Raw genomic sequence first — 20,753 nt, forward strand, 5'->3', positions numbered from 1 at the left:
ATTATTATCCTGCATCAATAAAATTGGGTTATCCATTTCCTTCATGAAATTTAATATCTAATGTTTTATGTAGCATTTTATGTATTTTTAGCTGGCTTGCGCGTTCTGCTTCTCCAGTTGTTACTGCACTTTTATTTCTATAAGACCAAATAAATGCATTGTTTGTCTCTAGTTTAATACCAATTGCACCAACTTTATAAAGGCATGATAGGATTGTGCTTACAATATCGTTTTCAGTAGACCCAATAACATTAAAATATTCCTTTGTTATAACAACACAGGGGTCTGTAGTGTTCTTTGTAGAAAGTTTAGTGATTACCGATTCAAATTGAGCGTTCTTGAAATCACTAAAGTCGAATGTGGACTTTCGACCTCTCAAAATTTCTATTGTTTCTTCAAAAGATGGGTATGTTTCTCCCCACTCTTCCTTTAAAGACCTTAATCTTTTTTCAGAATAGGCAGATTCTGCTTCATGAATAAGCGTCCACGTTATTTTATCTTTATCTACACTAACTTTGAATGTCTCATTTACAAACTGAAGTATATCTCGTGGTCTTAAGAGAGTGCGCTCTAAAATATACTCCATCGCAGTTTTGCCATGAGCAACCTTTCTCGCCTCTGGGAATATTTCATTAATTGTTACTTGATCTTTAGTATAAACCTTTCTGAACGTTTCCCTAACTCTCTTTTCAACTAAATCGATCAGTTCAGATGATGACCATTGTATTTGTAATATATAGGACTCGTACTTCTCTTCTTGAAAACCTGCGCCACGTGTTTTATCAAAGACTAAGTCTATTAAGTCTTTCCTAAGCGCAACTAATATCTTCACGTGACTTATTTTACGAAATCCCTTAACCTCCTCAATCAAAGCCCTAATAAACTTACACCTCGTATTAGTGTCAGCCCAGTCTTCATCAAGTTGGTCAATCAAAAGATAATAGTGTTTTTGAGGGTCTTTAAATGAGTATTCCGCTAGCATATCAAGCATTTCATTTAATTGTTTTATTTGTAGACTACTTACGACTTGACTTGCCCTTTGTGTTATTTCTGTTTTTTGTTCATCGCTAAGTTTGCTTACTCCATTTAATGACACGTCAATCCCAGAAAATTGAACGCCTAAATTAGCTTTGGTCTCATCTTCAAGCTTCCTTGTTATTTGTTTTAGTTGCTCATCAGTATCTAACCAGAACTTATCACCCCAATCTCTAAAATAACTAATTGCTTTTTGTTTGATATCATCTCGCTTGAATCTGTCAACTAATCCCCTGAAAAAACTTTCATTATCTTCTTCATTTTTAATTTTATATCGGAGTCTAACTAATTCGATTATTAAAATATGACGCCAAAGCATCTTATAAAATAAATCAAGATTAACTCCAAGCTTATCCATAAATTGCATTATGTCAGAATGCTCGAGGAATTTTACAGAAATATCATTGGGATCAATTTTTTTATAGTTATCTATTGAAGTACTTACTTTATAAAGAAGCGCGCTCTTACCAGCACCTGTTCTACCAACTATAATAGAACACGGGTTTTTTACATCTAATAAATCCTCTAAATATCCTTTGTCGATAAAACAGGTATCCAAAAATTCGTTATCAGTCTCAGCATCCAAGTCACCAATATTTAAATTTCTTTTAATTTTAACTGGGTTTTTGTCCATATATTTATCCATTAATAAAAAAGATTTTGGTCAATTTTAAATCTATACCTTAAAATTGAACTCTTATCTAGTATTTTGAGTAAATATAATCCAAAGTCTTAAACTGTGACTTGCCTCTTTTAAATACAAGATCTAGATGTTGACAAGTTTTGCTAAAGATATAATACAGTGAGCATATAGAAATTTTTAACGTGAATCTTACATACTGGTCAATAAGTATGCATAAAAACTGAAGTCGAGTAGGTCATCGCCATTTAATCGCCGATCAGAAAAGTAACTAATTGATTTTTAAGGCATGATTAAGTATTCGGTCTTTTTTTCACCTTACACCCTTCAAACCCAATATTTAATCCTTTCCATGCAAGAGGCATCGATGCTGATTTACAACGTTTTCGGAAGATACCTTGGCGTTAAGCACACATCAGAAGGTTGGCAGGTGTTTCGCGCTGATATGTCGGAGAGAAAATTTTCGAGGCTGTATGACATTATCATTCCTGATGACCTGACAGAGCATGAAATACCGGGTTGGCTTGGGGATATTTTTCATGAATCAGCCAGCGAAAAGCATCCTGATGTTATATGTGTCGAATGATAACGGCGTGCAATTGCCGCTGAAATTCAGGCCAAAAAAAAGCCCACTCGGGGCGGGCTGAAAGGGGTAAATCGAGGGTCTTACGCACTATGAAGGACAGTTCACAGTGGACACAGGAGAAGAAACTTTGTCTTCGGAATCTAAGGTATCAAACAGAATGTAGGGTTATGTCAAAGCTGAGTAAGTTTAGCTCCTGAGATGTAACTCTGCCGATGGCGGGTTTACATTGAGCGTATAATCGCTATCTTTTTATCGATAAACTCCGGTCTGTGCAGAAGAAATAAATTGGGTTGCATCGGCCGTCATAAAGGAGAGTTATGCGATATTGGATTGGCCTGACGGTTCTTATGATTGCCCTTATATTGTGTGCGCCGTGGATTACTGAGCGTATCCCTCCGGCTTATAACCCTCTGGCGCCACTCGCTGTCAGTGATTCTCCGAACCTCATTACTCGTTATAAACTCCGCCGTCTTGATAATAATCCGCAAGCCTGCCTTGAGGCGCTCGAACGCGCGCAAGCGGCGGGGGCGATTCAGTTTACGCCTGTCGGGAATATGGGCGGGAAGTGTCCGCTGAAGGATCCGGTGCGGGTCCGGGGATTTGGGGATGTGTCACTGAGTTCGAGTTATCTGGCCAGTTGTCGTCTCGCGCTAAGCAGCGCGATGTTTGTTTCACAGGTTGCGAAGCCACTGGCAAGTGAAGCACTGCGTTCACCGCTGGTACGTATCGATCATCTGGGCAGTTATGCCTGTCGCAATATCTATAACAAACCGAATGCCAGGCTGAGTGAACATGCGACGGCGGAAGCGCTGGATATCGCCGGATTGTGGCTGAAAGACGGGCGACAGCTGACGGTCTTGAAGCAATGGCCGCAAACCGGTGATGAAGGGCAGTTTATCCATACACTTTTTACGCAAAGCTGCCCGTACTTCGGAAATTCAATCGGACCGGATTACAACACAGCGCACGCCAATCATTTCCATCTAGGCTTGCGCTGGTTTGGTTTCTGTCGTTAACAGAACATTAATCTGCTAAATACCGCTCGACCAGACGTGTCCAGTAAGCCGCGCCAAATGTCAGGCTTTCATCGTTAAAGTTGTAAGCCGGATTATGCAGCGCAGCACTGTCGCCGTTCCCCAGTCGCAGGAAGCAGCCTGGCTTTTGTTGCAGGAAATAGGCGAAGTCTTCACTGCCTGAAATCGGCGGCAAGTTCTCCACGACGTTCTCTTCACCCAGCAGCTCTTTTGCCACTTCGCATGCAAAGGCAGTTTCCCTGTCGTGATTGACCAGAACCGGATATCCCGGCACATAGTCTATCTCGGCACGCGCCCCATAACCCGCGGCGTGGTTTTCGACTAATGTGCGGATACGATCTTCGAGGATTTTCCGCACGCCTGCATCGAACGAACGGACGCTCATTTCCAGACGCGCTGTTTCCGGAATAACATTCGAAGCATGGCCGGCATGCAGTGAGCCGATGGTAACGACCGCCGTCTCATTCGGGTCAATGCTGCGTGAAACGATCGATTGCAATGAGACCACTAAACTTCCGGCGACCAGAATAGGATCCACGGCCATATGCGGACGTGCGGCGTGTCCGCCTTTCCCATGAATAGTGATATTTACCGTATCGCAGGCGGCCATAAATGGCCCTGAGCGGAACATCATTTTCCCAACCGGATACCCCGGATGGTTGTGCAGTCCATATACGGCGTCGCAGGGGAAGCGATCGAACAATTTCTCAGCCAGCATACGTTCGGCACCGCTGTTGAAACCGATTTCCTCTGCAGGCTGAAAAATCAGATGAACAGTGCCAGAAAAGTTTTTGCTACGTGCTAGTTGTTCTGCCGCGCCAAGCAGCATTGAGGTGTGGCCATCATGACCGCAGGCATGCATTTTGCCAGGCGTCTGGCTGGCATAACTGACACCGGTTTGTTCAGTGATAGGCAGAGCGTCCATGTCTGCGCGAATGCCAATACTGCGAGTGCCCGGGCCGGACCTCAGCGTGCCCACGACGCCGTATCCGCCCACACCGGTGGTGACCTGATAACCAAGTGCGCGCAGTTTGTCCGCGACTAATGCCGCAGTAGCGGATTCTTCATTGGAAAGCTCGGGATGTTGATGCAGGTGCTGGCGAATTTCACGCAACCCCGGCTCGAGATCGACCACGTCATCGAGAGTGCAATGTGTTTTGTGAGTCATTATGAGTATCTGTCTGTGCCTGTGAGTTCAAACAGAATGCAGTGCGCGATGAGGGCTGGCAATCACTAATTAACGCACAGGAGAAGGTTTATATCGATTCTGGAATGTTCAATTCAATACCGCTATGTAACTGATGTAACTGGCTAAAGTGTTTTCCGCGACATCGTCCAAAAAATGATTTGTGCAGTAGACAGCCGCCAACGCGATTTGGGAATATCTGGCAGGCGAAAAGTGGCCTGCCAGATAAGACATTTTTAAGAGGGGATGGAAATCAGGCAGGAAGATAGGTAATTGAATGCTCGAGGGAGTCACATTGAGAATCAATGAGGACACTCCAGATCCCTTTATAAGGGATGCCGACATAAGCCGTGTTTTGATTATTCACGGTGAGGACGTCGCCGAAACCGGTGTGACGGCCCTCTTGCTCTGCGTCATTTTCACACATCAGATGGATGTGACATTTTTCTGAACAACGTATGACGACAGTATCGCCTCCAAACAGACTTAATCTGGTTCGAACAATTGGCATGACTTTCCCTCAATGATAAGTGAAGTACCTGAAATACGCTGCAACCGGACACTGCCAGGATTTAAGCCGCAGAGGCTGGGAGTGATGTGAGTCACATAACGTGCTTTAACTTATAAAAGCAGACTAAAGGTGGCGAAATAATGACCTTAATCAATAGTTATAAGATTCCATCAAAGTTTCGTGAATAAGTCGTCGCTTGGTTGTTAACGAAAGTGCTTAAACTTTTGTCACCAGAGCGTGTTGTGGAAGGTCGGTTAACAGCGGGTAAGAAAAACAATCCGGGAGGTAACATTCATGGGATATCGTGAACGCCAGTGATTACGCATATTCATTCGTTACAGAGTAATAAAATAGCTGCTTTTTCTTTCGCAAGCTGACACCCTATGGGGTCTGGCATGTGTGCACGCTTGAAATTGATTATTATCGGATTTTTTGCCGTCAAACCCGCTGGTTGAGCGGGTCATGAAATGAGTGTGCGCTACACTTTCTAATCTTATTCAGTCATAAGGGCATCGGATGATTTGCTCCGAAACATTCAAACACTTCAGAAATTTCAGTGCATTAGCGTTGATTCTGAACGCGACTTTTAGCCTGCCGGTACATGCGGATGATGCGCTGTTACGGGCATGTAGCAATGCAAAAACGGCAAAAGACTGCCAGTTACCCTTCCAGCAGGGACTTTCACCTGTTCAGGTAGGTTTGAGCCGTGAACCGTTGTGGGGTTTTGTCGACACCACCGGGCATATGGTCATTAAACCTGCTTTCAGTGAAGCGCGCGGTTTTGTGAATGACGTAGCCGCTGTCAAAAAGGGCGACAAGTTCGGTTATATCGATAAAAAAGGTAACTGGGCGATTGAGCCAAGTTTCACACGCGCCACCGATTTTAATGCGCGGGGTACCGCGCTGGTGGTTACGGACAACCGTCTGGCGATGATCAACCGCAAAGGGCAAGTCATCAAAACGCTGCCATTTGCAGCCTCTCTGGACACCAACGGTTTTATGCAGGGTCAGGCGCTTGCAAGCGTACAAATTCAGGTTTCCCCAGCGTTGTGGAACGCTTCCACCGATCGTTCTCTGTCATTACCCGATGATGTCATGGCGCTCGATTTGCCGCAGTCCGGGCTGATTCCGGCCAAAAAACGAGATACTGCCAACGACGGATTCTGGGGTTATCTCAATAAAAATGGTGAATGGGCCATTGACCCAATGATTCTCAAAACCCGCGACGAACCATTGCTTAACGGTGATGTGGTTGCGGTGAAAAACAAGAATGACTGGGCTTTTGTTGATCGTCAGGGTGTTTCTCTGAGTAAAGATCAGTACAAATCTGTTCGTCCGCTGTCCTCAGGAAGTTGGCTGGTGACAACGAACGATAACTCGAAACAGTTGCTGAACAGCAAGCTCGAAAAAGTGCAGGATATTACTGCCGATCAGTCTGAGAACATTCTGGTCTGGGGTAAGGCTGTCGTTGGGCAAGGCAGTAAAGGGGTGATGATTATCGGTGCCGATAATCAGGTTGTGACCGTCAAAGCCAACAAGCCACAGTTATTGCAACAAGGTAACCGCCTTTGGGTGACGCAAAACGAAGGTAAAACGCTTCAGGTGGTACAGGTTTATGATAACAACGGCGTAGCGTTGCTCAATGACCCTACGCTTGCTGCCTTGAAGGATTACCAGCTGCAACCGCTGGCGGCGAGCGCGATGATTGATGACGCGCCTGTATTACCCGCCGGCAGCAATGATGTATCGCGCAATCTGCCTTGGGCGTTACTGAAACCTTCCGATGCCAGCAAACCTCCCGCCATTCTTACCTCGCAGGGTACTGTGCTCTCAGACCCTCAGTGGGCCGCTATTGAAAGTGCAACCGCTGAAAGTGAGAGTGCTCAGGGTCCGCTGATTATTCGTACTCAAAGCAAAAAAGTGGGCACGGTGGATTCAGCAGGTAAATGGGTTATCCAGCCTACCTATTCCGACATTACTCCGTTCAGCGGCGATTACACCTGGGCCGTTGATAGTAGTAACAATACTCAGACGCGCCGTTTAATCGATCGCAACGGCAATGCGGTTGAAGTGCCTGCCAATATTGAGCAAAACGCACAGCGTCTGTCTGCCGGTTTGCTGTATTACACGGAAGGCGATAATGACGCGCGGCGCTGGGGCTTATGGGATATCGCCAGTAAAGGAATTAAAGCTGCGCCTCAGTTTGTACAAATCGAATCCTTCACCGACGGTTATGCATTAGCGAAAGTTGATGCAGGATGGGGCGTGATTAACCGTGACGGTTCCTGGGCCATTCCCCCCTCTGCAGACCGCAGTGGCAAACCTCAGTACGTTGGCGACGGTATGTTTACCATCGCTGATAACGATCAACCCGGCGAGCGCGGCGCGGTTGCCAGCCATTACGGGCTCTACAGCGCTGTAAACGGTCTGGCTCTGGCCACTGACTTACTTGCCAGCCCGCAAAGGGTGGGTGAGAACCACTGGCTGGTTAAGCCTGCTGAAGGTGGTGTCGCGTTGCTCGATGATGCGGGGCGTGCGCCACTGAGTAAAGGCATTGCGGCATCCTCAAGCTCCGTCGAAGGAGACTGGGTGATGCTCAATTTCTCCCCGCACTTTGGCGCAATCAATGGTAAGGGTGACTGGCAGATTGAGCCGTTGTACACCGAAGCGTTTAGTTTCATTGCGCCGCTTAACTGGAGCCGTGCAAACAGCGACGGTCAAACTACGCTTATTAACGATCACGGCGGTGAACCGCTGGATGGTTTTGAACAGGCGCAGCCGCTGAACTCCCTTACGCGTCTGGTTATGAATGACGATGCTACCGGTGAAACGGTGCTCTACGATAACGACGGCAACGAAGTCCAGCGCTTCGCCGGGCTGGGCAGCCTGCTGGCTGATAAAGCCAGCTCGGGTGTGATCCCAATGCGAAACGATAAAGGTCTGTTTGGCTTTGTTGATCAGCAGGGCAAAAAACTGATCGGTGCCTATTTCGATCAGGTCGGTGCTATGAATAATAATTTCGCCGCCGCCATGAAGAAATCGACCTACGGCAACTTATTCGGTTATATCAATCCGACAGGCCGTTTCGCTGTGCTGCCTAAGTTTGACTGGGCTGGTGACTTTAGCGAGAAACACGCATGGGCTGGTGGAAAAGGTGTTGTCAGCCTGCTCAACGCTGAAGGTGCCGTTCAGGCAAAAATTCAGGTTCGCTGTAATCAGCGGGTCATTGTTGATGCCAAAGGCGCTTATCTGTGGCCCGCAAAAGCGCCTGCTTGCAGTAACGGAGGCAATTAATGATTGTTAGTAAACCTTCAAGGCTGCACCGCGCACTCTCTGGTGCGTTTAATACCACCAGCGCGCTGGCCTTATTGACGCTAACAACACCAGTGATGGCGGCTGACGCGACCAGTTGTTCTGCATTGCTGCCATCGTCGCAAACGGAGACTCAGGCCCGAAATGCGCTGCCTTTGGCGCAAAACCTGTGCCTGCGTGATGTGCATGAAGGGCGCGCTGCCGTGTTTCTGCCTTCAGCGGCGGGAAACGGTGACCGTTGGGGATTTTTAGACAGTCAGGGTCAACTGGTGATCAAACCCGTTTTCGACGACGTCGGGGATTATCACAACGGCGCCGCTGCCGCGAAGCAGCAAGGTAAATGGGGCTTTATTGATACGACGGGTAACTGGCTGATCCAGCCGACCTTTGACAGCGTGCAGCCTTTCACGAAGTCGGGTCTGGCGGCTGTCGTGCAGGCCGGAAAGCCGCAACTGGTCAACAGAAAGGGTGAACAAGCCGGTAAACCTTTTGATGAGCTGGTTGATGAAGCGCTGCTCACCGATGGGATACCTGCGCGTCTGCGGCTTTCATTCAAAAGCGTATTACTTTCGCCGGATGGTGTCCGCCACGTGGCGACCGACAAAATGGAAGTCGTCGAGCCTTTTGGTACCGAGGGTTTGTTTATCGCGTTTGATGCGACCCAAGGCTATGGCATTGCCGACGAGAATCTCACCTGGCGCATTCAGCCACAGTATTCCGCTATTACGCTTGATCCTCGCAATCCAGCCGTGGCATTGGCGAAAAATGCCGACGGCATTACGCTGATCAGTGCCGATGGCGTCCAGGATAAGCAAAAGTACCTGACGGTCAGTGAAGAGACCGGCGCGTTCTGGCTGGCGAAAACCGCCGACGGTATCAAATTGCTCGATAACTCTGCGGCTGTAATCGCGACGTTCAGCGACGCCGAGGTTTCCGCATTAAGCGTAGCTGGCGATTATGTTCTGAATTCCTTGGCTAAAGACGCCATTACGCTTTATGTACCGGGACGCAAACAGCCACTGACATTGCCTGCCGCCAGCGAACCGCTGGGGCAAAATACCGGTGATTTTTTGGTAACGACTAAGGGCGACCAGAAAAAAGTTAACGCGATCGTGGCACCGTCTGGCGGCATGATTGGCGGCACACAAAATGTAGGATGGCTGGCGCAAATTGCCAGTGCCGATGTGATTAATCATCGCTTGTGGCTGCGTAATGATCAGGGCGAAGTATTGAATGTGGTTGATGCCGCGGGTAAAGCGCTGCTGAGCCAGAAAAGCATCACTACTCTGGGCGACAGCCATATTGAACCTCTGAACGTCGGCGCTGAGCCCGTCTCGGCGCAATTACCTCTGGCGTTAATCCGCCCTGATGGCAATAAAGGTAAGGGCGGAGCCGGTTTCCTGCGCCCTGATGGTTCGCTTCAGCTGGAAGCAAAATGGCTGGATATTCAATCCGCTGACAGCAGTCAAAACGTCGGACAGTTCATTGTGGTCACTGCTGATGGAACGGGTGTGGTTGATGCGCAGGGTAAGACGCTGATCCCGCTCACCGAAGATAATATTTCACCTTTCGTTCAAGGTTATGCGCTGGATTATCTTGATGGCAAGCTGACTGCGATGGATCACGCTGGCAAACACTATGATCTGCCAAACGTGTTTGAGATTCAATCTGCGGGCAATGGCTGGTTCCGCTACCATGAAACGGCTGCAGAGGGCGCGCTGTGGGGGATTTTTGATGCGAACGCCCAGAAATCTGTTTCCCAGCCAGCGTATAAAACTGTCGGTAATTACGCTAATGATCAGGCTGAAGTTCAGATGCCCAACGGCTTATGGGGCATTGTGGATGGTGAGGGTAAAATGCTGGTCGAAGCCAAATACGCCAAAGTGCAGCGCATTAATGCCGCGCTGTGGTTGCTGACTAAGCCAGCCGTAGCCGATCAACCTCAATCCGGCGTCCTCGCTGAAATCATCGGTAATGATGCAAAAACACGTATTTCGCCGACGGCGGGATTATCCGTCACACAGTTCACTGATGGCCGGATTTTAGCAACGTCGGCTGCAGGCCAGTCCTGGCTGCTGGATGCCGCAGGTAACATTCAGCTGCACGAACAGCAGACCCACATCAGTGCACTTGGCGACTGGGTGAAACTTTCACGCCAACCGCAGGAAGGTTATCTCAATGCGCAGGGTGAATGGCAGATTCAGCCCGTCGCAGAGACTGAGGGCTCTGCCTTCGAACAGGGGCGAGCGTTGCGTTCAACCACGGCGAGTGCAGAGTTAATTGACGATAAAGGTGCACGTGTCGCTGCAATGCCTGAGGGGCAGTGGGCGCTTCCTGTTGCCAGCGCATGGTCTGTATCGTATGACGCCCTCGAAGGTGTGCCTTCGACACGCTACGTGGATAACACAGGCAAGCTGGTTCTGACCGTTCAGGGACATGCCAGCCGCATGACGGATGGACACGCGGTACTCACCCATGAAGATGGCCGTAAAACCTGGATTGATGCGCAGGGTAAACCGGTTGAAGGTGTCGCCTATACCGATCTCGGCCTGCCGGTTGACGGTCTGGCGTTTGCCCGCATTGACCAGAACTATGGTTTTGTCGATGCGCAGGGTAACTTCGTCATTCCGCCGGTCTTCAGTGCGGTGTCGCCGTTTGACAGCGGCGTTGCCGTAGTCTCCACGCCGGCAATGTCCATGATGATCAATAAGGCCGGGAAACCGTTGGCACGCGTCGACAAAGAATGCGGTATTTCCGTGTTGTACGGTGCGGGGAGTTCACGACAGTGGCCGCCCGCTATGCCAGAAAACTGTACGAAATAGTGCGTGCCTTCTCTGTCCGAAACCCGCTTCGGCGGGTTTTTTTGTGCTAATGTTTACAGGTAATGGCTGTGAACTATCTCAATTGAAAGGATAAATTATGATCCCGCAGATCCCACTAAAATACAGGGACGCAGAACGTTGGTCGTTTGGTGATACTGAGTCATCAGCGGATGAACTGGCCAAGCGTGTTATCGACGGTACTAAAACAGCAACCTGTTCTAACCTCGACGACGATCCTGAACCCGAGGCCGGCGAGATCTTTGTCGTGGTTGATGGTCGCAACAATCCGGTTTGCGCCGTGCAGCTGACCGAGGTGAAGCAGGTACCTTTTGATCAGGTGACTGAGCAACATGCATTCGAAGAAGGCGAGGGTGACCGCACACTGGCTTACTGGCGCAAAGAGCATCAGCGTTTCTTCGAAGAGTACGAAATGTTTGAGCCAACTATGCCGCTGTTGTTGATGAAGTTTAAGCTAGTGGAGAAATTCTAAATTCTCTGTTCAGGCCCGGCTACAATCCAGGGCCTGAACTTTCTTCATTAGGATGATTTTTCCGCCAGGCTCTTCGTTTATGTTTATGTATTTACTTATTTTATAAACCCCTGATGTCGTCGCCTCCCGTTCAGGAAACCGTTATGTCTGCCAATTCTGTTCATCTAACCGCCTTCTCCACCCGTTCCGGTATCCCTTATTTTAGCCAGTGGGAAGACCCTGACTCGGCGGCCGGGATCATTGCCGGAGACATTACCCTCAGGGATATTGCGCTTTGGCCAGAGTCAGGCGCTTCCACCCAGGAAGAGTTTATCGAGTGGGCGAATCATGTCTGCGGAATGTGCTGCCTGAAGATGGTACTGGCAGCAACCTCAGGCAAAGTCGTGCCGATATTAAACCTCACACAGAGAAGCCTGCCGTATGGCGCGTATGTTCGCGATGGTGAAAATATCAAAGGCCTGATTTATGCGCCTTTTGTTGAGTATGTTCGGGAAGAGTTAGGGCTGAGTGCACAGGTCAGAGTGGATATGGATGCTGAACAAATTGCGGCAGAGTTGGAGCAGCATCGATTTTTCATCGCGTCTGTCCATCCGTCTATCCGCGTGCCCAATTCTTCACCACCCCACAAGGGCGGGCATCTGGTGCTGGTCATCCGTGCGGATGCGCAGTCTGTGACCTTTCATAATCCTTCCGGCCATGATGTTGCATCACAGCGGGACGTTACTTTATCAGTGGATGAATTTTCGCGCTTTTTTGCCGGTCGGGGTATTTCACTGGTGGCAGCCGGGGAATGACCGCATGGCGGCATGGCGAACAACGTCCCGTTCGCCATGCTGTGTCACTCCAGTCTCATAATCCACTCATCGTTTTGCTTGTCATACTTTTCCTTATACAACACTGAATGGCGGCCATCCAGAATCGCCGGCACGCTGGTGTTGTCATCCCACGCATCAAGCTGCATGCACAAATCAGGATCTGATTTGCATGGAATGTGCACCATATCGCCGCCTTTCGCTTCCGGCGTGGATAACTGCGCGTCATCAATTTCGTAACTGCCAATTCTTATATTCGATTTTGCCATCGGGTACTCCTTGCCAGATAAACCAGAAAATTGAACAACATCAGGTACGACCAGTTAGTCGCCCTTATTTGAGAATAGTCGACAGCACAAAAAGTGCCATAAGATTTTTATGAGCGTGAGGAAAGTGGGATCAATCTGATGAACAGCCGGGGCGTCGCACAGACGTTCCGGCTTTGCAGGGAACTTTAAAGCGGATTAAATCTGACTGAAACCGGCATGGCATTAATCTGATTTCTGCCGTTGTTTTTGGATAAATACAGCGCCTCATCGGCTGCACTGACGATATCTGACTGATCGTCGAGGCCGGGATCCTGATCGGGCATATAGGTGGCGATGCCCTGGCTGATGGTTACCCGGTTAAATTCGCTGAAACTGTGTTTGATACCCAGCGTTTCAATGGATTCCATGATGTGCTGGGCGACAATCCAGGCACCTTTCAAATCGGTATCCGGCAGAATAGCCGCAAACTCTTCACCGCCAAATCTTGTAACCACGTCCGTACTGCGTTTAAGCGATCTGCGCAGAGTTCGGGCAACCAGACGCAGACAGGCATCGCCTGATAAATGGCCGTAATGATCGTTGAAATGTTTGAAATAATCGATATCGATCATCACCACCGTCAGCGGCGTGCGGTTGCGCTTCGCACGCATGTATTCGTGGCTCAGCACTTTCTTGAATTCACGGCGGTTAGGTAATTTGGTCAGCGAATCCGTGCGTGCCTGAATTTCGAGACGGCGGTTGGCTTTCACCAGTTTCAGTTCAAGCAGTTTTCGCTCATGAACATCTTCAGCCGTACCATACCAGCGCTGGATGGAGCCGTCCGGCGCATAGCTCGCCGCAGCGCGAATGCGCATCCAGTTCCAGCCACGGTCAACGTGGCAAAAACGCACTTCGATATCCAGCGGTGCGCCGGTTTTCAGACATTGTTCCCACGTCTGCACGGCGGCACGGCGGTCTTCCACGTGCATACTCTGGATCCACTTATCGGCCAGAATATCCTGACGGGTCATGCCCGTGATGCGCTGAAAACGTGAACTGACGTCACTGAGCATACCGCGCGGATCCGCTGTCCACGGAATTTGCGGGTTCAGTTCGACCATATTACGGTAATGCTCCTGGCTTTCCCGCAGCGCCTTCTCCATTCGCTTCAGGCTGGTGATATCGGTCATTGCTACAGAAAGACCGCTCAGCTGAGTTTGCGCGTCATAAGCCGCTTTGATGCGTACAAAGAAAACCTGATTTTTACCAGGAACCGAAAATTCGCGGTCAGGTGTGTGCTCGTTACGTTGCGCCAGTTCCAGCGCATTATTGAGCAGCGGCGAGAGGCCGGGGAGGAAAACGCCGACTTTACGACCAATCGCTTCAAACGGTTGCAGACCGATAATGTTCGCCATAGCGTCATTCACCGTCACATAGCGCATGTGCAGATCGATGAAACACAGGCCAACCGGCGCGTTTGAATAAATGGATTCCAGCTGGAAGAGACGTTGTCCTGGAGCCTGATCCAGATTGGTCAGATTACGGTCGATGCCGCGATAACCACGAAAGTTACCGTCGTGGTCAAATAACGGAACACCGCTGGTTTCGAGAATAACCTCCGTTCCATCCGGGCGGATATTACGGTTGAGTAATCCGCCAAAGGGCGCACGGCGTTCGACAATCGCAGCAAACTGCTCACCGACGCGCTTAGCTTCGTCAGGCGGCATAAAATCAAACGGGGTTTTACCAATGACTTCTTCAGGCGGGACTCCCAGAAATTCGATGCATTTATTCGAGGAAAAAACGTAACGTCCTTGTGCATCGACTTCCCAAATCCAGTCAGAATTGTTATCGATGATATCCCGCAGACTGGCCATTTCCTGTAAAAGCAGTCCATCTGCTGATTCGAGTTTCATTTGATCCGACATGATACTTCTCCGACTGGCAGGTCTTTACTCAACATCAGGCACTATGATTCATTTATAAAAATGATATATCACTAGCAATGTCATGTTGAGGGCAATAATACATGTCAGGTTAGGATTATTCCTACTTATAATTCAATAAACCTTTCTGGATAAAATAGGTCGATATCGAGGATAAGTAGCATAAAATTTTTTGAAGGCATTTTATTCCTGAGTTTAGCTCTCAAGACTTCACCTTAAGGTATCAGTCGGGAGTATTAACTAAAGTGAGCAGTCGGGGTATTTTGCTGTTTTTAGAAAAGTATAAAGAGATTATTCTGCGCCAGCAGAGAGATGTTCTGGCGCAGGGGTTTTCGTCAGGGTAAAAGTAATTAATCGCCTGGCAAATCGGTGTGCCGCGTCGCGCCATCTCGCACCAGTTCACGCGGCAAACTATTTTTGATCCTGCTGCCAATTCGCTTCGCTAAACCCAGCGGTTGACCGAGCCACGTCACCAGACATTCATCTTTAGGCGGAGCGTCGTCCGGGTAGATATCAACCCCGCGCAGCCAGCTTTGCGCGAGTTCATCAGTTATCTCAAAACGATTTGCCGCATCAGGGGCACTGAAGGCAATCACTGCTTCATGCTGCCAGCGAAACCCTTTCGGAAAACGTTCTGCGAGACGCAGGCCGATGCGTGAGAAGCGCACTTTACCAAACAGCGGCTCGAACACGGCCGGGAAGAGCCAGATTTCTTTATCGCGTTGCCACAGCGTGAACTGTTCTTCAGGCCAGCGCAGGCCGGAGAGCGCAGCGGCACTCACGATTTCCGCAGTGTCCTGACGCGACATCGGAGAGAACGGGAAGCGGCCAATTTTATAACCGGGTGCGGGTAAGCGCGTGACCGAATCTGTTTTACGAAAACGCGCGACAAAGAATCCTTCGCTGTCGTAAACCTGCGGGAAAACATGCAGATAACCTTCCCGCGTGACGGCTTTCGATGCGCCATCAAATAAAGTTTCCAGCGTTTCCACTTCAACTGCGTCAGAATAGGTCTCGAGCAACCATTGGCAAACCTGCTGGTTTTCCTGTGCGTTGAGTGTGCAGGTCGAATACACCAGCACACCGCCCGGTTTCAGCGCATGGAAGGCACTGTCGATCAGCTCACGCTGGGTGGAAGCAATGTCCTTAACGCTTTCTTGCGACCAGTTACTCATCGCATCGGCGTCCTTGCGGATAACCCCTTCACCAGAACAGGGGGCATCGAGCAGGACAGCATCAAAGGTTTCCGGCAGGGCGGCCCCAAATACCCGACCATCAAAATGCGTGAGTGCCGTATTGCTCACGCCACAGCGGCTGACGTTGGCATGCAGAACTTTCACACGGCTGGCGGAGTATTCGTTAGCGAGAATGCCGCCGTGATTGTTCATCAGCGCAGCGATTTGCGTAGTTTTGGAACCCGGCGCAGCGGCGACGTCCATGACCAGGACCGGTTGCGTATCGTTGGCAAACAGCGCGGTCACCGGCAACATGGAACTGGCTTCCTGAATATAAAACAGCCCCGCCAGATGCGCGAGTGCGTTTCCTAACCGTGACTCATCCAGCACGTGGCGGTTGATCCAGAAACCTTCCGCGCACCAGGGTACCGGCTCTAACGCCCACTGATAGAGGGCGGCCAGCTCGAGAAATGCGGGCACGCTGATTTTTAGCGTATTGACACGCAGACTCGGGCGGAGAGGGCGCTGACATGCAGCAATGAAATCTTCCATGCTGAGATTTTCAGGCATGACGGCACGAGTTGCGTCGAGAAAGGCGGCGGGTAATTTCTCCGCAAAGGCGCTGGCTGTGGTGAGTTTTGACAAAGGTGCGGTTCCAGAACTGAATAAGTTTTCCAGCGCCGGAGTCTAACATATTTACACAAGATCCACGGCAGCCGCCACCTTCCCAAAATAAAAAGGCCACCCGAAGGTGGCCTGAGACTAATGAAACAGTGTCGGCAGCGGTGAGAACAGTCAGATCGTAAAGACGCCGCGAAATCATTCCTGATGGCTCGTTCCGCCTCATTCATGATGCGGACGCTTTACTCTTCTGCCTGTTTCACCCCGTCAGTTTCTTGGGATAGCTGTGCCCCAGTTTTGCCAGTCTTTTGGCGCTTCCGGGTTGAGCAGGAAGTGATTGCCGTTGGCGGCTTTCGGTGCCAGCGGTGTGGTAGGTGGTGTTGCGAAAGCAATGCCACCACGAATAAATTGCTGGAACGTCCCACTTTTGAACATCCCGCCGGTCAGCCCGAATTGCAGGTCATACCCGGAAGCCAGCCAGAAGACAGTATTTGCGCGCACCAGATACTGATACTTTTTACTGATCCTCAACGTGACGTTGACGCGATCGGCCATGGCGCCGAGATAGAACCCTGAAACCGTACCCACTTCGATACCGCGGAACAGCACTGGCGTACCAATTTGCAGCGAACCCACTTCGGCGGCATCAACCACAATGCCTAAACCGTCGGTGTAACGTGAATCGGTAATGGTCGATTCCTGCAGATCAAAGTTACGCGTTGGCGCACCTTTTCCGGCTTCAACGTTGATGTAAGGCTGAAGCAGCGTATCCAGATTACTGACGCCACCGGCGGAAATCTCCGGTGAAACAATCGAGAAGCGCGAGCCGCGGCGGGCAAAATTATCTACATATTCAGGATACAGTACGGCTTTTGCCGCGACCTGATTGAGCTGAGGATCCAGCTTCAGGGACTCCACCTGCCCGATAGTAATTCCGAGGTAACGCAGCGGCATCCCCGGCGAGAGCTTACTGGCATCGTAGGTATTGAGAATGATCTGACTGCCGACAGCGCGGGCAGACGTTTCTGAATCATACAGAATACGTTTAACGCCTTTGGTGAGTGTCACGCCTTCCAGATTGTCGAAACTGATGGCGCCTTTTAACGCGCGATCCAGCGGCGATGCCTGAACTGTCAGGCCGCTGCCGTTCAGCTGAACTTTAGCGCCGCCTTCCGCCCAGAAGATACTCTTATCGCTCAGCAAGTTGCGGTATTGAGGCTGAATGTAGACATCCACTTCGAACAGATTGGCTTTCGGGCGGACGTTAACAATTTCACCTACCTGGAACTTGCGGTAAAGCACCACGGAGCCGGTTTGCACGTCTGGCAGGCTTTTCGCCGTCAGCGTCAGCGTCGCGCCGGGTTGTTCGCCCTGAATGCCTTCAGCCGCTTTTTCGGCATTGCTGTAGAGCGGATATTTCTGTCCCGGTGCGCCTTTGGTACCCGGAATAATGCGCACGCCACCGTCGACCCATTCCTGAGCGCTGGCGCCGAGCACCTCCATCCCATCAATACCCAGTTTCACGTCCACGCGGCTGTTGACCACAAATTTACTGTCTTTATGCAGCAGATCTTTGTATTCCGGCATGATAGCGGCATTGAAGACGATACCCTCGTCAGTCAGTTTACGATCCATGACCTGCCCGACGGTGATGCCATACAGTTTGATCGGCTGACCGGCATCAATGCCGTAGCTTTGCGGTGCAATCAGCTGGAGCTTGATGGTGCCGGGATCCTGAAGCAGCTTGCTGTTACTGTCGAGCACCACAAAATGCTTCTGCGGTTCACCTTCGCCCGGAATCAGTTCCAGCGTATTGCCGGTCAGCAACTGACTGAGGTTGGCATTGCTGAGGCTGATTTTCGGACTGTTCATTTCAATGCGTGTGCCAGTTCGGATCATATCCAGCACTGAAGGGTCAACGGTCAGTTTACCGGTGACTTTGCTGTCTGACTGCAGGGTGATTTTGGTCAGCGTACCGACCTGCAATCCCTGATACATCAGCGGCGTCTGGCCTTCGGAGAGGCCGTCGCCATTCGGCAAGTCCAGATCGATTTCCACACCGCGCTGGCTCTGCGCCAGATCAGGGTAAAGCACGTAGGACTGATCGGCTTTCGCCGGTTTACCGTCATTAGGCGAATCCATTGAAATCGCGCCATTGACCAGAGCCGCCAGACTTTCCATCTGCACTTTTGCGCCGCTCAGGCTGAAATCCCCTTTGAAACCCGATACGTTCCAAAAACGGGTATTGTCCTTGACCAGATTCGCAAAACGTTTCTCGATCAGCAGGTCAATGGTTACGCCGTTATTGCCGCTTTCGATATCGTAATCGTAGACTTTACCCACAGGGATTTTTCGGTAATACACCAGTGAACCGGTGCTCAGCGAGCCCAGATCTTTGGCGTGAAGATGAATCATCAGTTCGCCGGTGTTAAGCCGGAATTTAGGCTGCGTATCCAGTGCGACAAAGTGATCTTTTTCTTCGCCGGGCCCTGGCATCATTCCGATGTAGTTACCGCCGACCAGCGCATCCAGCCCGGAAACTCCGGCAAGTGATGCTTTCGGCGTGACCAGCCAGAATTGCGTGCCTTCACGTAACGCGTCAGACAAATCGCTTTTGATACTGACTTTCACCTGAATGGTGCGCAGGTCTTTGGTCAGGCTGATGGATTCCACCGTCCCGACTTCCACGCCCTGATAGCGGACAGGCGTCCGGCCCGCAACGATCCCAGCAGCAGACTGGAAATCGATCGTCACCGTCGCGCCGCGCTCCTGATAGTTGCTGTAAATCAGCCATCCGGCGATCAGTAAAGCAATAAACGGCAGCAGCCAGAAAGGTGAAATCCGGCGTCTGTGTTTTATCCGTGCTTCAGTCGGTGTATTCGGCGTTTCCTGTTGCATGTGCATCCCAAATCAAGCGGCTATCAAGCCATTCAACGGCAAGAATGGTCAGGATCACGGCGGAGCCAAAGTAAAAGGCCGCCGGTCCCATTGTAAATGACAAAAGCTGGTCACGATTTACCAGCGACATCATTAATGAAATTACAAATAAATCGAGCATTGACCAGCGTCCGATCCAGGTTACCAGCCGTAATAAACGTACGCGCGTTTTCAGTCCCTGAATCGCTTTAAAATGGATGCTGAGCAGTAAAGTCAGCATCACGATAACTTTTGTGAAGGGCACCAGAACGCTGGCGATAAAGACAATCGCAGCGATCGGTACGTTTCCTGACGTGGCGAGCGACACTACGCCAGAAAATATGGTGTCCTTCAACTGTTGGCCGTTGGCATAAATAATGGAAATCGGCAGCATGTTCGCCGGGATCAAAAAAACCATCGCCGCAATCAGCGCGGCCCAGGTTTTTTGCAGGCTATGTTTATAACGCACCCGCATTGGTGTGTGGCAACGCGGACAGCGACCACGATCATCAGGCTGACCGGTGAATTTACAGGATAAACAGAGTCGCAGCGAAGAGGGCACACCTTTCGGCTGCCGCTGCGGATAAAACTCTTCCCACAGCTGCTCGATGTTGAGATTAATCATGGTCAGCGTGACCATCACCGTCATCATCAGATACGCCGCCAGCGCCAGGCCGACGTTGATATCAGCATATTCCTTCACTTTGATGCTGGCCACGGCCATGCCAATCAGATAAATATCGAGCATCACCCAGTCTTTCAAACGGTCGAGCATCAGCAACACGGGTTTAAGATTCATGCCCAGTTTGCTGCCAAAATGAAGATACAGGATGGAGAGCGCCAGCGTCAGCGGCGCGCCGATGGTGCAAAAGGCGACCATACTGGCGGTGACCGGATCGCCCTGACGCGACATCTGCCAGATACCTTCGAGCAGGCTCGCATCAATTTTCGTGCCTAACAGTCTGATGCTGATCAGCGGTTCGGTGTAAGCGAACGGCATGAGCAGCAAAATGCTGATGGCAATGGTGATGAGGCGGGGCAGTGAGCATACCCGGCCTTTTTCGACTTTTGCATTGCAGCGCGGGCAGTGTGCCGTCTGTGTGCGTTTGAGTGCCGGCAGCGAAAACAGATGGTCGCACTCGCTACAGCGTTGGTAGCGAACTTGCGGGATCTGCGCTGATATTGTGTTTATTTTCATAGTACCTGGAGTAGTAAGAATACCTGTTGTTACAATTACGCATCCCCTCAAGGGGGCAGGCGAGGCCATCAGGCCAAGATCAGCCAGGTTTTTTTGACAAAATAACGTATTATGCGGTCGGCAAACAGTTATTGTAGGCGAGTCTTTTTGATGTCACACAGGATTAACCTTGTTCAAATGGGCATTTAATGCTTATTTTAGAGAGGTTAAGCACACCAGAA

At 50.1% G+C, this 20,753-nt stretch carries 14 protein-coding genes; 6 read left to right on the plus strand and 8 right to left on the minus strand.

What is annotated here, in order from left to right:
* Positions 1 to 28: 28 nt before the first annotated feature.
* Positions 29 to 1,669 carry a P-loop ATPase, Sll1717 family gene (locus TU92_RS19505; protein ID WP_112168817.1) on the minus strand — a complete coding sequence of 547 codons (1,641 nt, stop codon included), beginning with the start codon at positions 1,667 to 1,669 and terminating at the stop codon, positions 29 to 31.
* 373 nt (positions 1,670 to 2,042) lie between these two features.
* Here TU92_RS19505 and TU92_RS19510 point away from each other — a divergent pair, with 373 nt between their 5' ends.
* Both TU92_RS19510 and TU92_RS19515 read left to right on the plus strand, forming a co-directional pair.
* A complete protein-coding gene (locus TU92_RS19510) occupies positions 2,043 to 2,261 on the plus strand; it encodes a DUF7661 family protein (RefSeq protein WP_112168845.1) in 219 nt (72 codons plus the stop codon).
* Between the two features lie 317 nt (positions 2,262 to 2,578).
* Positions 2,579 to 3,277: an extensin-like domain-containing protein gene (locus TU92_RS19515; protein WP_112168818.1), complete on the plus strand. Its 699-nt coding sequence runs from the start codon at positions 2,579 to 2,581 to the stop codon at positions 3,275 to 3,277.
* Positions 3,278 to 3,284: 7 nt separating this feature from the next.
* On the opposite strand, the gene TU92_RS19520 is transcribed toward TU92_RS19515, so the two are convergent.
* Positions 3,285 to 4,463, minus strand: coding sequence for a M20 aminoacylase family protein (locus TU92_RS19520; protein WP_112168819.1), 1,179 nt, complete (start codon positions 4,461 to 4,463; stop codon positions 3,285 to 3,287).
* 271 nt (positions 4,464 to 4,734) lie between these two features.
* Entirely contained in the window at positions 4,735 to 4,992 is a 258-nt protein-coding gene (locus TU92_RS19525) for a DUF1883 domain-containing protein (RefSeq protein ID WP_112168820.1), read from the minus strand.
* Positions 4,993 to 5,508: 516 nt separating this feature from the next.
* On the opposite strand from TU92_RS19525, the gene TU92_RS19530 reads away from it, so the two are divergent.
* The 4 genes from TU92_RS19530 (at position 5,509) to TU92_RS19545 (ending at position 12,410) form a co-directional block, all read left to right on the plus strand.
* Entirely contained in the window at positions 5,509 to 8,286 is a 2,778-nt protein-coding gene (locus TU92_RS19530; RefSeq protein WP_112168821.1) for a WG repeat-containing protein, read from the plus strand.
* Positions 8,286 to 11,126 carry a WG repeat-containing protein gene (locus TU92_RS19535; RefSeq protein WP_112168822.1) on the plus strand — a complete coding sequence of 947 codons (2,841 nt, stop codon included), beginning with the start codon at positions 8,286 to 8,288 and terminating at the stop codon, positions 11,124 to 11,126. The genes TU92_RS19530 and TU92_RS19535 overlap by 1 nt, the downstream gene beginning before the upstream one ends.
* 97 nt (positions 11,127 to 11,223) lie before the next feature.
* Positions 11,224 to 11,616: an ASCH domain-containing protein gene (locus TU92_RS19540; protein WP_112168823.1), complete on the plus strand. Its 393-nt coding sequence runs from the start codon at positions 11,224 to 11,226 to the stop codon at positions 11,614 to 11,616.
* 143 nt (positions 11,617 to 11,759) lie between these two features.
* The gene (locus TU92_RS19545; RefSeq protein WP_112168824.1) at positions 11,760 to 12,410 is read left to right on the plus strand and encodes a C39 family peptidase; all 651 of its coding nucleotides are present in this window, start codon (positions 11,760 to 11,762) and stop codon (positions 12,408 to 12,410) included.
* Positions 12,411 to 12,454: 44 nt separating this feature from the next.
* On the opposite strand, the gene TU92_RS19550 is transcribed toward TU92_RS19545, so the two are convergent.
* The 5 genes from TU92_RS19550 to yebS all read right to left on the minus strand — a co-directional run bounded on the left by TU92_RS19550 (position 12,455) and on the right by yebS (position 20,532).
* Positions 12,455 to 12,697: a DUF1480 family protein gene (locus TU92_RS19550; RefSeq protein ID WP_112168825.1), complete on the minus strand. Its 243-nt coding sequence runs from the start codon at positions 12,695 to 12,697 to the stop codon at positions 12,455 to 12,457.
* Positions 12,698 to 12,882: 185 nt separating this feature from the next.
* Positions 12,883 to 14,604 carry a sensor domain-containing diguanylate cyclase gene (locus TU92_RS19555; RefSeq protein WP_112168826.1) on the minus strand — a complete coding sequence of 574 codons (1,722 nt, stop codon included), beginning with the start codon at positions 14,602 to 14,604 and terminating at the stop codon, positions 12,883 to 12,885.
* A 368-nt stretch (positions 14,605 to 14,972) separates the two neighbouring features.
* The gene (gene rsmF / locus TU92_RS19560) at positions 14,973 to 16,442 is read right to left on the minus strand and encodes a 16S rRNA (cytosine(1407)-C(5))-methyltransferase RsmF (protein ID WP_279633864.1); all 1,470 of its coding nucleotides are present in this window, start codon (positions 16,440 to 16,442) and stop codon (positions 14,973 to 14,975) included.
* Between the two features lie 243 nt (positions 16,443 to 16,685).
* Positions 16,686 to 19,316 carry a PqiB family protein gene (locus TU92_RS19565; RefSeq protein WP_112168828.1) on the minus strand — a complete coding sequence of 877 codons (2,631 nt, stop codon included), beginning with the start codon at positions 19,314 to 19,316 and terminating at the stop codon, positions 16,686 to 16,688.
* Positions 19,285 to 20,532, minus strand: coding sequence for a membrane integrity lipid transport subunit YebS (gene yebS, locus TU92_RS19570; RefSeq protein WP_112168829.1), 1,248 nt, complete (start codon positions 20,530 to 20,532; stop codon positions 19,285 to 19,287). The genes TU92_RS19565 and yebS overlap by 32 nt, the downstream gene beginning before the upstream one ends.
* Positions 20,533 to 20,753 lie beyond the last annotated feature (221 nt).

The organism is Rahnella inusitata (assembly GCF_003263515.1).
GTDB classification, from domain to species: Bacteria; Pseudomonadota; Gammaproteobacteria; order Enterobacterales; family Enterobacteriaceae; genus Rahnella; species Rahnella inusitata.

Coding starts and splice junctions, on each gene's coding strand:
- TU92_RS19505 (WP_112168817.1), bottom strand. CDS start 1,669: ATGGACAAAAACCCAGTTAAAATTAAAAGAAATTTAAATATTGGTGAC.
- TU92_RS19520 (WP_112168819.1), bottom strand. CDS start 4,463: ATGACTCACAAAACACATTGCACTCTCGATGACGTGGTCGATCTCGAG.
- TU92_RS19530 (WP_112168821.1), top strand. CDS start 5,509: ATGATTTGCTCCGAAACATTCAAACACTTCAGAAATTTCAGTGCATTA.
- TU92_RS19555 (WP_112168826.1), bottom strand. CDS start 14,604: ATGTCGGATCAAATGAAACTCGAATCAGCAGATGGACTGCTTTTACAG.
- TU92_RS19540 (WP_112168823.1), top strand. CDS start 11,224: ATGATCCCGCAGATCCCACTAAAATACAGGGACGCAGAACGTTGGTCG.
- TU92_RS19510 (WP_112168845.1), top strand. CDS start 2,043: ATGCTGATTTACAACGTTTTCGGAAGATACCTTGGCGTTAAGCACACA.
- TU92_RS19535 (WP_112168822.1), top strand. CDS start 8,286: ATGATTGTTAGTAAACCTTCAAGGCTGCACCGCGCACTCTCTGGTGCG.
- TU92_RS19565 (WP_112168828.1), bottom strand. CDS start 19,316: ATGCAACAGGAAACGCCGAATACACCGACTGAAGCACGGATAAAACAC.
- TU92_RS19550 (WP_112168825.1), bottom strand. CDS start 12,697: ATGGCAAAATCGAATATAAGAATTGGCAGTTACGAAATTGATGACGCG.
- TU92_RS19545 (WP_112168824.1), top strand. CDS start 11,760: ATGTCTGCCAATTCTGTTCATCTAACCGCCTTCTCCACCCGTTCCGGT.
- yebS (WP_112168829.1), bottom strand. CDS start 20,532: ATGAAAATAAACACAATATCAGCGCAGATCCCGCAAGTTCGCTACCAA.
- TU92_RS19515 (WP_112168818.1), top strand. CDS start 2,579: ATGCGATATTGGATTGGCCTGACGGTTCTTATGATTGCCCTTATATTG.
- TU92_RS19525 (WP_112168820.1), bottom strand. CDS start 4,992: ATGCCAATTGTTCGAACCAGATTAAGTCTGTTTGGAGGCGATACTGTC.